This window comes from Vibrio sp. 99-70-13A1, from assembly GCF_013114625.1.
Classification (GTDB): Bacteria; Pseudomonadota; Gammaproteobacteria; order Enterobacterales; family Vibrionaceae; genus Vibrio.
In genome coordinates this window covers 56,105-70,905 of the sequence record NZ_VTXD01000025.1, presented here as the reverse complement: position 1 = coordinate 70,905, position 14,801 = coordinate 56,105, and the positions used below count along the sequence as shown (strand labels likewise).

Here is a 14,801-nt window from a genome sequence, read left to right as displayed (position 1 = left end):
GATGTGTATAAGAGACAGATATTATAGGTAAAAATAATATGTATTTATAAATAGAAACTGATTTCTTATATATGTGATTAGTAGAGTATTTACCTAAGCCACTTTATTGCTCGGTTAAAGATAGAAGGGAGCTTCTAATTGATTTTTCTTAGAATGATATGTTGCAATGTTTATCTCTATGAGTACAATTGCGGCTACCTGATGCGATAGCTTAGTTATATTATTGTTAAATTACAGTAACAATAGTGAATAATCTCGTCGCACGTAGAGGTGCAATTATAAAAAGTAGTTTTTGTTGGGGTGATGCCAATGAACAAGAATGAAAGGTCTAATTGCCGAAGTAAATTGTATATCTAAGCAATTTGCTGGGGTTGTGCTCAATAGGTACAACACTGCCATAGTCTTAATTTTAAACTATGGAGCGCTACTGTGGGGTTGGGTGAAGTGTTCACTTCCCTTTCGCTTAGTTCAACATGACTTTGATAAGCTGTTATCAAACTCATCTGCAGTAGATCTCTAGCCAAATAATAAACTGGTTTTTGAAGATCATGAATTTAATAGATTTTGCAACATCTCCTCTTTCTTTGCTTCCGCCCATTGTGGCTTTGAGCCTTGCTATCATCACACGTCGAGTACTTGTCTCGTTAGGTGTTGGTATTGTCATGGGTGCACTTTTATTAGCTGATTACTCGTTAGGTAATGCTGCTGGCTATATTGGAACAAAAGTTTCTGGTGTCTTTATTGAAGATGGCGGGATTAATACTTGGAATATGAGTATTGTCGCGTTCTTGTTACTACTAGGTATGATGACAGCGTTATTGACGTTATCTGGTGGTACACGCGCTTTTGCTGAATGGGCTCAATCACGAGTAAAAAGTAAACGTGGCTCTAAGTTGCTAGCGGCTTTCTTAGGTGTGTTCATCTTTGTTGATGACTACTTTAATAGTTTAGCGGTTGGTGCCATTTCACGCCCAGTGACAGACCGCTTTTATGTATCTCGTGCGAAGCTAGCTTATATTTTAGATTCTACAGCGGCTCCAATGTGTGTACTAATGCCAGCATCAAGCTGGGGTGCTTACATCATGACAATCATTGGTGGCATCTTAGTCACTCATGGCATGACGGATTACTCAGCTCTTGGCGCTTACATTCGACTTATCCCAATGAACTTCTATGCAGTATTTGCTTTACTGATGGTCTTCGCTGTTGCTTGGTTTGGTCTTGATGTCGGTAAAATGCGTGACCACGAGATTGAAGCTTCGCAAGGTCGCGGTTTTGATGGCGATGAAAGCAACAATAAAGATGCAAGAGATCTTAATGAAGAGCTAGACATTGAAGAAAGTGAAACAGGCTCTGTTGCTGATCTAGTGATGCCAATTGTTTCTCTTATTGTCGCAACCATTGCTGCAATGATGTACACAGGCGGTCAAGCACTTGCGGCTGATGGTATCGCTTTCAATCTTCTAGGCGCATTTGAAAATACTGATGTTGGCAAGTCTCTTGTTTACGGTGGTATCTTAGGTTTACTGGTTGCACTTGGTACTGTCTTTAAGCAAAAGCTGCCAACAATCGATATTGTGAAAACAATGTGGATCGGTGCTCGTTCAATGTTTGGTGCCATTTTGATTCTGGTATTTGCTTGGACAATCGGTTCTGTAATTGGTGACATGAAAACCGGCGCTTACTTATCTTCATTAGTGCAAGGTAATATCGACCACCACTGGCTACCCGTTATCCTGTTCTTACTTGCTGGTTTAATGGCTTTCTCAACAGGTACTTCATGGGGCACATTTGGCATCATGTTACCAATCGCTGGTGATATGGCCGGTGCAACAGATTTAGCGCTAATGCTACCAATGCTAAGTGCAGTATTGGCGGGTTCAGTTTTTGGTGACCACTGTTCTCCAATTTCTGATACGACCATTCTTTCTTCTACTGGTGCTCGTTGTAATCACATTGACCACGTTTCTACGCAGTTACCTTACGCGTTATCAGTAGCGCTTGTATCTTGTGTTGGCTTTATCGCACTAGGTATGACGGCATCAGTTGCCATTTCATTTGCGGCAGCATCAGTTACATTTGTTGCAGTGTGCTTTGTTCTGGCGTATTTCTCTCGCTGCAAAATGGCAAACTGCACGAGTTAATCACTCGATTGTCAGTTAGAGTTAAATAGAAATTAAACAGTTAAGGGAGGCGAGAGCTTCCCTTTTTTTGTGCTTGTTAAGTTTATTCTTAATTAAGTGAAAAAACTTAGAATAAATGGTTGAAAAAGCGTGTCACCTTAGTTAGTGTGGAGACAAGACAGCAAACAACATAAGAGCTGATAACTATGCGTAAATTTGTAATGAACATTCATCATCACCATCACCCTATCTAGTCTTTCGGGGAGGTTTACGTATACCCGGGAGCAAGTTTACTCCCGGAGGTTAAGTCAAAGAATTTAGATTTAAACCCTCGGGATGACAAAGTCTCCCGAGGGTTTTTTAGTTTTAGCTATTAAAAATTATTTAATAAATTCAATATTTTGCACAGGGATATAGCAATGCAGACACAACGCCTAAGAATCGCAATTCAAAAGAAAGGTCGCTTAAGTAAAGAGTGCCAATACTTACTAAAAAAATGTGGTGTTAAATTTAACATCATGGGGGAGCAGCTTGTTGTTCATTCACTAAATATGCCAATTGATTTGTTACTTGTTCGTGATGACGATATCCCAGGTTTGATCATGGATGGTGTAGTGGACCTAGGTTTTATCGGAGAAAATGAACTTGAAGAAGTTCGTCTAGATCGTAAAGCTTTGAATGAACCGTGTGAGTTTGAAGCGTTACGCCGTTTAGATTTTGGTGGTTGTCGCCTTTCTATTGCGATCAATAAAGATGAAGATTACAACGGTCCTCAAGACTTAGCCGGTAAGCGCATTGCAACCACTTACCCGCAGCTACTTAAAGCTTACATGGATGAGCAGGGCGTAGATTATAGTGCTTGTATGTTAACTGGTTCAGTTGAAGTAGCTCCTCGTGCCGGTCTTTCTGATGCTATTGCAGATTTAGTATCAACTGGTGCAACACTTGAAGCCAATGGCCTAAAAGAAGTGGAAGTCATCTTCAAATCAAAAGCGACTTTGATTCAACGCCAGGGTGAGTTTGATGCAGATAAAACAGCATTGATTGAAAAGCTTCTGACTCGTATGCAAGGCGTACAGCAAGCTAAAGAATCAAAATACATCATGCTGCACGCACCAACTTCACAGCTAGAACAAATCAAAGCATTGCTACCTGGTGCCGAAGATCCAACAGTTCTTCCTCTTTCTTCTGACCAAGATAAAGTTGCCGTTCACCTTGTGAGTACAGAAAATTTATTCTGGGAAACAATGGAACAGCTTAAAGAGCTAGGTGCAAGCTCGATCTTAGTTCTGCCAATTGAAAAGATGATGGGGTAAGTAAGATGAGAACCGTTGTATGGCAATCTTTAAGTGAATCCCAACAAGACTCGATATTAGAGCGTCCAGCGATTGCTGAAGGTGCAAATATCACTGCAGCGGTATCCGATATTGTCGCTAAAGTACGTTCTGAAGGTGATGCTGCCTTATTTGCTCTTGCTGAAAAATTTGATCGTGTGACTCCTGAATCTATTCGAGTGACGACTTCTGAAATAAATGAAGCCAGTGAGCGCTTGAGCGAAGAAATGAAGCAAGCACTGGAGCAAGCTTATAAAAATATAGCTAAATTTCACGAAGCTCAAAAGCCTCAGCCGTTACGTGTTGAAACACAACCAGGTGTCGTGTGTGAGCAAATAACGCGAGCAATTAATACTGTCGGCTTATATATCCCTGGCGGAAGTGCTCCACTTCCTTCAACGGTATTAATGTTAGGTGTTCCCGCTCAAATAGCAGGCTGTCGTAAAGTCGTATTGTGCTCACCGCCGCCAATTGCAGATGAAATTTTGTATGTAGCTAAGCTATGCAAAATTGATGAAGTTTATAATGTAGGTGGTGCTCAAGCTGTTGCTTCAATGGCTTATGGGACTAAAAGCGTTGCGAAAGTTGATAAAATTTTCGGACCTGGCAACGCATTTGTTACTGAAGCAAAAAGACAAGTGAGTAATGATTTCCGTGGTGCGGCTATTGATATGCCAGCAGGACCTTCTGAAGTGCTCGTTATCGCTGATGAAATGGCAGACCCAGATTTTATTGCCGCTGATTTATTAAGCCAAGCTGAACATGGACCTGATTCTCAAGTGGTACTTGTGACTCCTTCTCCTGTTATTGCTGATCAAGTTACAGATGCCGTTCAGAAGCAGTTGAAAGATTTATCGCGTGCGAACATCGCTCAACAAGCTCTTGCTTCAAGTTTGATTATTATTTCTGAATCGATTACTCAAGCCGTTGCGATTTCCAATTTTTATGGCCCTGAGCACTTAATTGTTCAAACCAAGAATCCAAGAGAATTATTACCATTATTAGATAATGCGGGTTCAATATTCCTTGGCGATTGGTCTCCTGAATCTGCGGGTGATTATGCTTCTGGCACTAACCATGTCCTACCGACTTATGGTTATACCAAGACGTATTCAAGCCTAGGTTTGGCTGATTTCTCTAAGCGTATGACAGTACAAGAGCTGTCAGAAGATGGCTTAAAAGTGTTAGCTCCAACGGTTGTAACCATGGCAGAAGCTGAAGGCTTGGATGCACACAAGCGTGCCGTGACCATTCGAGTTGAAAAGTTAAATAGAGTGAAATAGGAGTAGGGCATGGAAAAGTTAGCAAGAAAACAAGTTCAGGCTCTCACCCCTTATTTGTCTGCAAGACGCATTGGCGGTAGCGGCGATGTATGGCTGAATGCCAATGAATCACCGTTTGATAACGAGTACAGCCTAAACCTGTCTCGCCTTAACCGTTATAGTGAATGTCAGCCTAAAGAGTTGATTGATGCTTACGCACAATACGCAGGTGTTAAATCAGAACAAACACTGACAACCCGTGGTGCTGACGAAGGCATTGAGTTATTGATTCGTGCTTTCTGTGAGCCGAACGAAGACGCTATTCTCTACTGCCCACCAACCTACGGTATGTATGCAATCAGTGCCGAGACGATTGGTGTTGAACGTAAAGTTGTGCCTTTGACGGCTGAATGGCAATTAGATCTTCCAGCTATAGAAGCTCAACTCGATAATGTAAAAGTCGTGTTTGTTTGTAGCCCAAATAACCCAACGGGCAATCTAGTTGATCGTAAAGACATCATCAAATTGCTTGAAATGACGCAAGATAAAGCGATTGTCGTGATGGATGAAGCGTATATCGACTTCTGCCCAGAAGCGTCCACTGTTGATTTGCTTGAGCAATACCCGAACCTTGCCATTCTACGAACGCTGTCAAAGGCTTTTGCTTTAGCTGGTTTACGTTGCGGTTTTACGCTAGCCAATAAAGAACTTATTGATGTTTTATTGAAAGTGATTGCGCCTTACCCAGTACCAATCCCAGTAGCGGATATTGCGATTCAAGCGCTTTCTGAGCAAGGGCTTGCTAGAGCAAAGTTTCAAGTTCTGGATTTAAGTGCAAATCGCGCTTATTTACAAGCGGGTTTACTTGGTATGCCACAATTAACAGTATTTGATGGTTGGGGTAACTATTTATTAGTTAAATTCCCTGATGGCGATGCTTTATTTAAAGCTGCATGGGATACCGGCATTATCCTACGTAATTCACCAATAGAAAATTGTGTGCGTATTAGCATTGGTAATCGAGAAGAGTGCGAAAAGACACTTGGATTTATTCGAAATTTTTATCAGTGATACATGTTAAGCCGTGAGGTTTGATAAGAAAGAATATTTAACCTAGCGACTTTTGCTAGGCGACAGATTTAAAATTAAAAGGAAGTTCAAGTGAGTAAACAACAGAAAATACTTTTCATTGACCGAGATGGCACCTTAATTGTTGAGCCTCCCGTCGATTTTCAAGTGGACCGTTTAGATAAATTAAAATTTGAGCCGTTAGTTATCCCTAGCTTATTGGCTCTTCAAGATGCTGGCTACCGTTTAGTGATGGTGACTAACCAAGACGGTTTAGGTACTGATAGCTACCCACAAGATGAATTCGATGCTCCGCACAATATGATGATGGAGTTCTTTGAATCTCAAGGTGTGAAGTTTGATGATGTGCTTATCTGCCCTCACTTCGATGAAGATAACTGCTCTTGTCGTAAGCCTAAGCTTGGAATGGTAAAAGAATACCTTCAGGGTGGAAAAGTTGATTTCCAAAAATCTGTTGTGATTGGTGATCGTATTACTGATCTTCAATTAGCTGAGAACATGGCAATTCGTGGTATTCAATATGGTCCAGATGCAGAAACGGAAGGTACGCTTAATTGGCCACAGATTGTTAAAGACTTGACGGTTAATGCTCGTGTTGCTGAAGTGGTTCGTACGACAAAAGAAACTGACATTAAAGTCGCTGTAAACCTTGATGAAACTGGCGGCAATAAAATTGACACTGGTATGGGTTTCTTTGATCACATGCTGGATCAAATCGCGACTCACGGTGGTTTTCAAATGAACCTGTCAGTGAAAGGTGATTTACACATTGATGATCACCACACGATTGAAGACACAGCGTTAGCATTAGGTCAGGCATTAAAAGATGCGCTTGGTGAGAAACGTGGTATCGGTCGTTTTGGTTTCAGCCTACCAATGGATGAGTGTCTAGCTCAGTGTGCACTAGACCTTTCTGGTCGCCCATACCTGAAATTCGATGCTAAGTTTAGCCGCGAACAAGTCGGTGACTTGTCTACTGAAATGGTGGTTCATTTCTTCCGATCTTTAACCGACACACTGGCTTGTACGTTACACCTTTCTTCTGCTGGCAATAATGATCACCACATCATTGAGAGCTTGTTTAAAGCGTTTGGTCGTACTCTTCGCCAAGCAATCAAAGTTGAAGGTAACGAGTTACCAAGCAGCAAAGGCGTCCTGTAAGGCTAACGTTAGCAAGGAAAAAACAATGAAAGAACAAAAAGTCGTCATTATTGATACTGGTTGTGCCAACGTCTCATCGGTGAAATTTGCCATTGAGCGTTTGGGCTACGAAGTTGAGATTTCAAAAGAACCAGAAGTCGTCCTTGCTGCAGACAAGCTATTCCTACCCGGCGTAGGCACAGCAAGTGAGGCAATGAAAAACTTGCAAGAGCGTGACCTTGTTTCTCTTGTTAAGCAAGTAGAGAAGCCTCTACTTGGTATTTGTTTAGGTATGCAGTTGCTAGGTAAGCTGTCTCAAGAGAAAGGTCAAAAGGCTGACGCGTTAGTTGAATGTTTAGGCTTGTGTGACGGTGAAGTTCGTTTACTTGAAACGGGCGATTTACCGTTGCCACATATGGGGTGGAACACTGTCACCGCGACACCTAATCATCCTTTATTCAAAGACATTGAAGAAGGCGAGTACTTCTACTTTGTACACAGCTTCGCAATGCCAGTGGGTGACTACACAATCGCACAATGTGATTACGGCAACCCGTTCACAGCAGCTGTGCAAAGTGGCAACTATTATGGTGTTCAGTTCCACCCAGAGCGTTCGTCAAAAGCTGGCTCGAAGCTGATTCAGAACTTCTTGGAATTGTAATAAGGATTAGGCATCGGCTAACGTTGCCATATAAGGAATGTAAATGATTATTCCCGCATTAGATTTAATTGAAGGCCAAGTAGTTCGCTTATTCCAAGGTGATTACGGGCAAGTAACAGAATACAAAGTCGACCCAGCAGAGCAGTTCAATCTGTATCATCAAGCTGGCGCAGGTTGGCTCCACCTTGTTGACTTAACGGGTGCAAAAGACACAACCGCTCGTCAACTTGACCTGATCGCAAAGCTACTTGCTAGCACGCCTGCCAATATCCAAATTGGTGGTGGTGTTCGTAATGAGCAAGACGTGGTCGACCTACTAGAAGCAGGTGCGCAGCGCGTTGTTGTTGGTTCAACAGCAGTTAAACAACCTGAACTTGTTAAAGGTTGGATGAAAAAATACGGCGCTGAAAAAATTGTACTGGCTTTGGATATCAACATTGACGAAAGCGGCACACGTAAAGTGGCGATTTCAGGTTGGCAAGAAGATTCAGGCGTTACGATTGAAGCGCTGATTGAAGATTACCTGACTGTAGGTCTTAAACACGTTCTATGTACCGACATTTCACGTGATGGCACGCTAGAAGGCTCAAACGTAGAGCTCTATGTTGATCTTTGTAAGCAGTACCCACAAGTTCAATTCCAATCATCGGGTGGCATCGGCAGTCTAGCTGACATCGAGGCTCTAAAAGGCAGCGGCGTTGCTGGCGTGATTGTTGGTCGTGCGTTACTTGATGGCAAGTTTACCGCAGAGGAGGCATTTGCATGTTGGCAAAGCGAATAATCCCTTGTTTGGATGTCCGTGACGGACAAGTGGTTAAGGGCGTTCAGTTCCGTAACCACGAAATTATTGGTGACATCGTTCCGCTAGCACAACGCTACGCAGAAGAGGGCGCTGATGAGTTAGTATTTTATGATATCACGGCATCAAGCGATGGTCGTGTTGTCGATAAGAGCTGGGTGAAACGTGTAGCAGAGGTGATTGATATTCCTTTCTGTGTGGCTGGTGGTATTAAATCAGCAGAAGATGCAGCGCGTATTCTTGAGTTTGGTGCCGATAAGGTATCAATTAACTCACCTGCATTGGCTAACCCACAACTGATCACTGACCTAGCTGATAAATTCGGCGTGCAATGTATCGTTGTTGGCATCGATTCATACTTCGATAAAGAAACGGGTAAATATCAGGTTTACCAATTCACTGGCGATGAAGCGCGTACTAAAGCAACCAAATGGGAAACCAAAGACTGGGTGCAAGAAGTACAAAAGCGTGGCGCAGGTGAGATTGTGTTAAACATGATGAACCAAGATGGTGTTCGCAACGGCTATGATATCGATCAGTTAAACATGGTGCGTGAAGTATGTAACGTGCCATTGATTGCCTCTGGTGGTGCTGGTGCAATGGAGCACTTTGCTGAAGCCTACAAAAAGACCAACGTGGACGGGGCATTAGCGGCTTCGGTATTCCACAAACAAGTCATCAATATTGGTGAACTTAAACAGTATTTAAAACAACAAGATGTAGAGGTGCGACTATGAGTTTTGAACCCGTAAGCTTATCAAAAACAGAAGTAGGCGCATTATCAGGGCGTATTGATTGGGAAAAAGTCGGCGGCTTAGTACCGGCTATTGTTCAAGATTATCAATCTAGCCAAGTATTGATGATGGGGTACATGAACCCAGCAGCACTTGAAAAAACAGGTGAGACAGGTCAAGTGACGTTCTTCTCTCGAACTAAAGAGCGTTTATGGACTAAAGGTGAAACGTCGGGTAATGTTCTTCAGTTAGCCAACATTTCTCTAGATTGTGACAACGATACGCTACTCGTTAAGGTCAACCCGATTGGACCCACTTGCCATACAGGAACGACAACATGCTGGGATGGTGATAAGCAAGAAGAAACACAAATGGTTTGGCTTCATCAACTTGAGCAGTTACTGGCTGCCCGCAAGGACGCCGACCCTGAATCTTCTTATACTGCCAGTCTATATGCCCGTGGCACCAAGCGTATTTCGCAAAAAGTGGGTGAAGAAGGCGTTGAAGTCGCGCTTGCGGCGACGTCGGGCGATAAGGCGGAACTAGTTTGTGAATCTGCAGATTTGATTTACCACCTTATGGTATTGCTGCAAGATCAAGGCTTGTCTATGGATGATGTGATAAACAAGCTTAAAGAGCGCCACAAGTAATTCGGTACTCTTAAACAAAACCCTAAAATGATAAAGGCTTCCAAATGGAAGCCTTTTTATTGTGTTCTGAGTGTAGAAATTCAGTGATGATAAACTTAGTGAATCTGATTGAACTTATTTAGCCGCAACACTTTTTATATTTCTTACCACTTCCACAAATACAAGGGTCGTTACGACCAATCTTGAAGCTTTCAACGGTTTGATTTAGCCGTGGATCAATTTCTGGTTCTTCATGATCACTTTCTTGATCAGGAAAGGTGCCATCAATGTAATACCAAAGACCATTGTCACGAACAAAACGTGAGCGCTCTTGCATGCAAAATTGTTCAGCACCGTCATTGAAGTAAGCTTTAAATTCAACAAAGCCTTCGTTTTCATGAGAACCTTCAGCAGTAACAATTACTTCAAGTCCAGCCCAGTCACTATTGATTGATTCTGCAATCCCTTCTCTTTGCGCTTCTGCATTGCAGTTAGGGTGGTAGGTAGTGATTACGTAATCAACTAAACCAAGCACATGTGCAGAGTAACGTGATCGCATAAGTTGTTCTGGCGTGACTGCGTTTGAATGGTTGATATGGGCTGGTTCGCAGCATTGTTGGTAAGCTAGATTGCTACAACAGGGGCATAAAGACATTAAGGGTATCCTAAATGGTCTCTTTTGAGACCATTGATTTATTCGTGAATAGCAGTTCAAAAGAGTTTAAGGCTGGGCAAGCAACTCTTGGGCCCAAATGGTTGCTTGGTCATAAGTTTTACCAAGTTGTTCTTCATTCAATTTAAGTCGATTGCGAATTTTTGTGGCGTCATCCCAACGAGCTTGTTCATAAGCAACTACCATCGCTAGTACAGCACCAAGCACGCCTTTTTTATCGATTAACGCTCTTTTTATTTCTTCATCAATAGGCACTGAATTCAGAACTTGTTCTAGAGGTTGATCAAGTAGAGAGTCCAATAAAGAGAACATGCCAGTCAGGAAAGCCTGACCAGGTTCTTCCTTAACATTCAATTGTTCAATGATCAGCTCGCATTGTCTCGCTCGAAGTATGGCTAAACCATATAAAGAGTCAGGCTTGTCTTCTTTTGCTGATGCTACCGCAACGAGAGAAACGAACTTACGTAATTTTTGCTCACCTAAATAGACTAGGGCTTGATGAAAAGAGCGTATCTGCGTAGATGAACCGCCAGCAGAGTTAACGTATGTAAGAAGCTTATAAGATAAGGTCACATCTAATGTGATTAGGCGTTCTACTTCTTTAAAATCAATAGGCTCTTGCGCGATCTCTTTACACAGTTGGATAGTGGTAAGAAAGGCAGGGTTAAGAGCCCTGGTTTGAATCATTTCAGGTTTACTAAAAAAGTATCCTTGAAAGTAATGAAACCCAGCATCTTTGGCTTGCTGGTACTCTTCGTAAGTTTCAACTTTTTCAGCTAAGAATTCAATTTTAGTGCCTTTCAAGCTGGACATGAACATTGAAGCTTTTGCGATTGGCACTAAGCGTATATCGAATTTAATGATCGAAATATATGGCAAAAATCTTTTCCAGGCTTTACTTGGAATGAAGTCATCCAGCGCTATGGTGTAACCAGCTTGAAATAGTTTTTCGATAGCATGAAGTAATTCATCTGTCGGTTGGCAATCTTCCAGTACTTCAACGACTAAGCTGTCTTTGGGAAAAAGAGTTGGAACTAAGTTGATAAGGCTAGCATATGGAAAATTAACAAACCCTAGTTTGTCACCTAGCGTATTGTAGTGCGTAGATAAGAAATGATCAGACAGCAGGCGACTTGTGGCGAGTTCAGGCTCCACTTCAGGGAACGTATTTTTAGGACCATCCCTAAATAATAGTTCGTAACCGATGGTTTTTTTGTCGATGTCTAATATTGGCTGACGAGCTACGTATGAAAATTTCAACTTGTATTGTGTTCGGTTTAATTACTGTGGATTGATAATAGCTAATTTGAAGAAAAATACTATCCAGAATATGAGAAATTAAGAGCAAGGTTAGTAAACCTGTTTAAAGATTAGCTATCTTTAGGAAAAACATTGCTAAAAGCTCGATTTTGTAATTCAAAACGCTGCTCGGTAAATTCCAAAACTGAGCCTTGAGTATACCAATCCCCTAGTACAATTCGTTTTTTAGCTACTTCATTCATATTGAAGAAGTGGATGTTTGGTCTATGAGTGTGACCATGTATCATGAGGTCAACATTATTAGCTGAGATGACATTCTCAACTTCTGTTTGAGTGACATCCATGATGTCTAAAGATTTGGTTTGTTTGTCGTCTTTAATATCTGATTGGACTTTTGAAACTATCTTTTTCTTAATAAAGAACGGAATACAATTAAAGACCCACTGCAACCAAGGCTGGTGTACTTTTTCTCGAAAAGCTAGATACTTTATATCATCAGTACATAAGGTATCACCATGCAGTACTACGACAGATTGCCCGTAAATATCGATGACAGCCACTTCATCAAGGAGTGTCACACCTGTTTGTTTTGCAAATCGTTTACCAACTAAAAAGTCACGGTTACCCTGAGTAAAATAGCAAGGTACACCAGAATCTGTGAGCTTAATGAACGCTTGTCTAATCGTATTGGCAAATTCAGAGTTATCATCATCACCAATCCAGAATTCAAAAAGATCCCCTAATACATATAAAGCATCGGCATGACTGGCTTCTTTCTCCATGAAGTTAAGAAAGCAGTCCGTAATGTCTTGTCTTGAAGGGGTTAAATGGAGATCTGATATAAAGTAAGTCTTCATGGGTAGTCTATTTTTAGGTCTAAAAAAAGGGGAGCAAGTTGCCCCCCATATCTTGATATTTAATCAATAGTATCAGTTATACAGCCGAATTAAGCTTCGATTGTTGTACCTGTAATGATTACTTCTTCAAGTGGTACATCTTGGTGCATGCCCATAGTACCAGTACTTACATTTTTGATTTTGTTTACGATTTCCATGCCTTCAACTACTTCAGCGAATACACAGTAACCCCAACCATCTAGGCTTTCTGAACGGAAGTCTAGGAAAGTGTTGTCGTTAACGTTAATGAAGAACTGAGAGCTAGCTGAATGCGGTTCCATAGTACGAGCCATCGCTAGAGTGCCAACTTTGTTGCTCAGGCCGTTGTTTGCTTCGTTCTTAATAGTTGCGCGAGTCGTTTTTTCTTTAAGGCCAGAAGTCATGCCGCCGCCTTGAACCATGAAACCATCGATAACACGGTGGAAAAGCGTGTTGTCGTAAAAACCGTCACGGCAATACTGTAGGAAGTTTGCGCTTGTTTCTGGTGCTTTTTCTTCGTTTAGTTGAACTTTGATATCACCAAAATTTGTGTGAAGGATGATCATGATTGTTACCTTACTGTCTTTTTTAATATGAAAAGCAATTCTAGCGTAAGTTGAGTCACTTTCAAATCATCAAATCAATTGATGTGTATAGAGTTGAATGATTTACGATTAAGGGTATTACCTAATAAGTCATGAGTTGTTATACTGCCAACTTATTTTGGTTTATACATAAATATAGATAGAGATCATGCTGAAGATATATAACACGCTCACAAGACAGAAAGAGGAATTCAAACCAATTACAGCCGGCAAAGTTGGCATGTATGTCTGTGGGGTAACCATTTACGATCTCTGTCACATCGGTCATGGGCGCACATTTGTTTCATTTGACGTTGTTTCTCGTTACTTACGTTACCTTGGTTACGATTTAACTTTCGTTCGTAATATCACGGATATCGACGATAAAATCATTAAGCGAGCAAATGAAAACGGTGAATCTTGTGATTCTCTAACAGAACGTTTGATCGGTGAGATGCACGCTGACTTCGATTCTTTGAATATGAAGCGTCCTGATGTTGAACCTCGTGCAACTGAATTCATCCCAGAAATTATCGAATTGGTTGAAACATTAATTCAACGTGGCTTTGCTTACGTAGCAAGCAATGGCGATGTTATGTTTGAAGTTAAGAAGTTCGATGAATACGGTAAGCTTTCAAAGCAAGACCTTGATCAATTACAAGCCGGTGCTCGTGTTGATATTGAATCGGCAAAACGCAGCCCGCTTGACTTCGTACTTTGGAAAATGTCTAAACCAGGTGAGCCTACTTGGGAATCACCTTGGGGCGCAGGTCGCCCAGGCTGGCACATTGAATGTTCAGCAATGAACTCTTCTATCTTGGGTGATCACTTTGACATTCATGGTGGTGGCTCTGACCTTCAGTTCCCTCACCACGAAAATGAAATTGCACAATCTTGCTGTGCGCACGGTACTGACTATGTAAACACTTGGATGCATAGCGGCATGGTGATGGTAGATAAAGAGAAAATGTCTAAATCTTTAGGCAACTTCTTTACCATTCGTGATGTGCTAGGGCACTACGATGCCGAAACAGTTCGTTATTTCCTAATGTCAGGGCATTACCGTAGCCAACTTAACTACAGCGAAGATAACCTAAACCAAGCTCGTGCTTCTTTAGAACGTCTATATACTTCACTGCGTGGCTTGAATTTAAGTGCTAGCCCTGCTGGTGGAGAAGAATACGTAACTCGTTTCTCAACGGCGATGAACGATGATTTCAATACACCTGAAGCATATTCAGTACTCTTTGAAATGGCACGTGAAGTAAACCGTCTTAAAGGTGAAAACCTTGAAAAGGCGAGTAGTTTAGGTGTATTGCTTAGAGAGCTAGCAGATATTCTTGGTATTCTTCATCAAGATCCGGAAACCTTTTTGAAAGGTGGTGTAGTAGGTAATGATGATGAAGTTGCTGAAATTGAGGCTCTGATTAAACTCCGTAATGATTCTCGCGCTTCAAAAGATTGGGCGAACGCCGATCTAGCAAGAGATAAGCTTAACGAGTTAGGCATTGTGCTAGAGGATGGCCCTGAAGGGACAACTTGGCGTCGTAAGTAATTTATAAAAGGGCTGATTTTCAGCCCTTTTTTCTTGTGTCTATTTCTTCCTGAAATAGGTTTCTACAATCAAAAATAAATGGG

Annotated in this window: 14 protein-coding genes, 1 riboswitch and 1 other annotated feature; of the genes, 10 read left to right on the top strand and 4 right to left on the bottom strand. The window is 41.6% G+C overall.

All coding sequences use genetic code 11. The features are described from left to right. Nucleotides 1-257 precede the first annotated feature (257 nt). Nucleotides 258-435: riboswitch (Lysine riboswitch) on the top strand. 113 nt (nucleotides 436-548) lie between these two features. The 9 genes from F0226_RS15710 (at nucleotide 549) to hisIE (ending at nucleotide 9,792) form a co-directional block, all read left to right on the top strand. Continuing rightward, a complete protein-coding gene (locus F0226_RS15710) occupies nucleotides 549-2,144 on the top strand; it encodes a Na+/H+ antiporter NhaC family protein (RefSeq protein WP_171736524.1) in 1,596 nt (531 codons plus the stop codon). A gap of 208 nt (nucleotides 2,145-2,352) precedes the next feature. Beyond that, nucleotides 2,353-2,488, top strand: a sequence feature (His leader region). 54 nt (nucleotides 2,489-2,542) lie between these two features. Further along, on the top strand, nucleotides 2,543-3,439 hold the full coding sequence (gene hisG, locus F0226_RS15705; protein ID WP_171736523.1) for an ATP phosphoribosyltransferase: 897 nt from the start codon (nucleotides 2,543-2,545) through the stop codon (nucleotides 3,437-3,439). Between the two features lie 5 nt (nucleotides 3,440-3,444). Further along, a complete protein-coding gene (gene hisD / locus F0226_RS15700; RefSeq protein ID WP_171736522.1) occupies nucleotides 3,445-4,740 on the top strand; it encodes a histidinol dehydrogenase in 1,296 nt (431 codons plus the stop codon). A 9-nt stretch (nucleotides 4,741-4,749) separates the two neighbouring features. Further along, the gene (gene hisC / locus F0226_RS15695) at nucleotides 4,750-5,790 is read left to right on the top strand and encodes a histidinol-phosphate transaminase (protein WP_171736521.1); all 1,041 of its coding nucleotides are present in this window, start codon (nucleotides 4,750-4,752) and stop codon (nucleotides 5,788-5,790) included. Nucleotides 5,791-5,880: 90 nt separating this feature from the next. Continuing rightward, a complete protein-coding gene (gene hisB / locus F0226_RS15690) occupies nucleotides 5,881-6,969 on the top strand; it encodes a bifunctional histidinol-phosphatase/imidazoleglycerol-phosphate dehydratase HisB (protein ID WP_171736520.1) in 1,089 nt (362 codons plus the stop codon). Between the two features lie 25 nt (nucleotides 6,970-6,994). Then, on the top strand, nucleotides 6,995-7,609 hold the full coding sequence (hisH, locus tag F0226_RS15685) for an imidazole glycerol phosphate synthase subunit HisH (RefSeq protein ID WP_171736519.1): 615 nt from the start codon (nucleotides 6,995-6,997) through the stop codon (nucleotides 7,607-7,609). Between the two features lie 43 nt (nucleotides 7,610-7,652). After that, nucleotides 7,653-8,390 (top strand): 1-(5-phosphoribosyl)-5-[(5-phosphoribosylamino)methylideneamino]imidazole-4-carboxamide isomerase, encoded by a 738-nt coding sequence (hisA, locus tag F0226_RS15680; protein WP_171736518.1) that lies wholly within the window; start codon nucleotides 7,653-7,655, stop codon nucleotides 8,388-8,390. Next, nucleotides 8,372-9,145, top strand: a complete 774-nt coding sequence (gene hisF, locus F0226_RS15675; protein WP_017060270.1) for an imidazole glycerol phosphate synthase subunit HisF — start codon at nucleotides 8,372-8,374, stop codon at nucleotides 9,143-9,145. Before hisA ends, hisF begins: the two co-directional genes overlap by 19 nt. Beyond that, a complete protein-coding gene (gene hisIE, locus F0226_RS15670; protein ID WP_171736517.1) occupies nucleotides 9,142-9,792 on the top strand; it encodes a bifunctional phosphoribosyl-AMP cyclohydrolase/phosphoribosyl-ATP diphosphatase HisIE in 651 nt (216 codons plus the stop codon). The genes hisF and hisIE overlap by 4 nt, the downstream gene beginning before the upstream one ends. A 118-nt stretch (nucleotides 9,793-9,910) precedes the next feature. Here hisIE and F0226_RS15665 read toward each other — a convergent pair whose 3' ends face one another. From F0226_RS15665 to F0226_RS15650, 4 genes are all read right to left on the bottom strand, one after another. Next, a complete protein-coding gene (locus F0226_RS15665) occupies nucleotides 9,911-10,426 on the bottom strand; it encodes a YchJ family protein (RefSeq protein ID WP_171736516.1) in 516 nt (171 codons plus the stop codon). A gap of 66 nt (nucleotides 10,427-10,492) precedes the next feature. Further along, nucleotides 10,493-11,704, bottom strand: coding sequence for an EAL domain-containing protein (locus F0226_RS15660; protein ID WP_171736515.1), 1,212 nt, complete (start codon nucleotides 11,702-11,704; stop codon nucleotides 10,493-10,495). 110 nt (nucleotides 11,705-11,814) lie between these two features. After that, nucleotides 11,815-12,561 (bottom strand): UDP-2,3-diacylglucosamine diphosphatase, encoded by a 747-nt coding sequence (gene lpxH / locus F0226_RS15655; RefSeq protein ID WP_171736514.1) that lies wholly within the window; start codon nucleotides 12,559-12,561, stop codon nucleotides 11,815-11,817. An 89-nt stretch (nucleotides 12,562-12,650) separates the two neighbouring features. Continuing rightward, nucleotides 12,651-13,145 carry a peptidylprolyl isomerase gene (locus F0226_RS15650; protein WP_171736513.1) on the bottom strand — a complete coding sequence of 165 codons (495 nt, stop codon included), beginning with the start codon at nucleotides 13,143-13,145 and terminating at the stop codon, nucleotides 12,651-12,653. A 187-nt stretch (nucleotides 13,146-13,332) separates the two neighbouring features. Here F0226_RS15650 and cysS point away from each other — a divergent pair, with 187 nt between their 5' ends. Continuing rightward, nucleotides 13,333-14,718 (top strand): cysteine--tRNA ligase, encoded by a 1,386-nt coding sequence (cysS, locus tag F0226_RS15645; protein ID WP_171736512.1) that lies wholly within the window; start codon nucleotides 13,333-13,335, stop codon nucleotides 14,716-14,718. The last annotated feature ends 83 nt before the right edge of the window (nucleotides 14,719-14,801 follow it).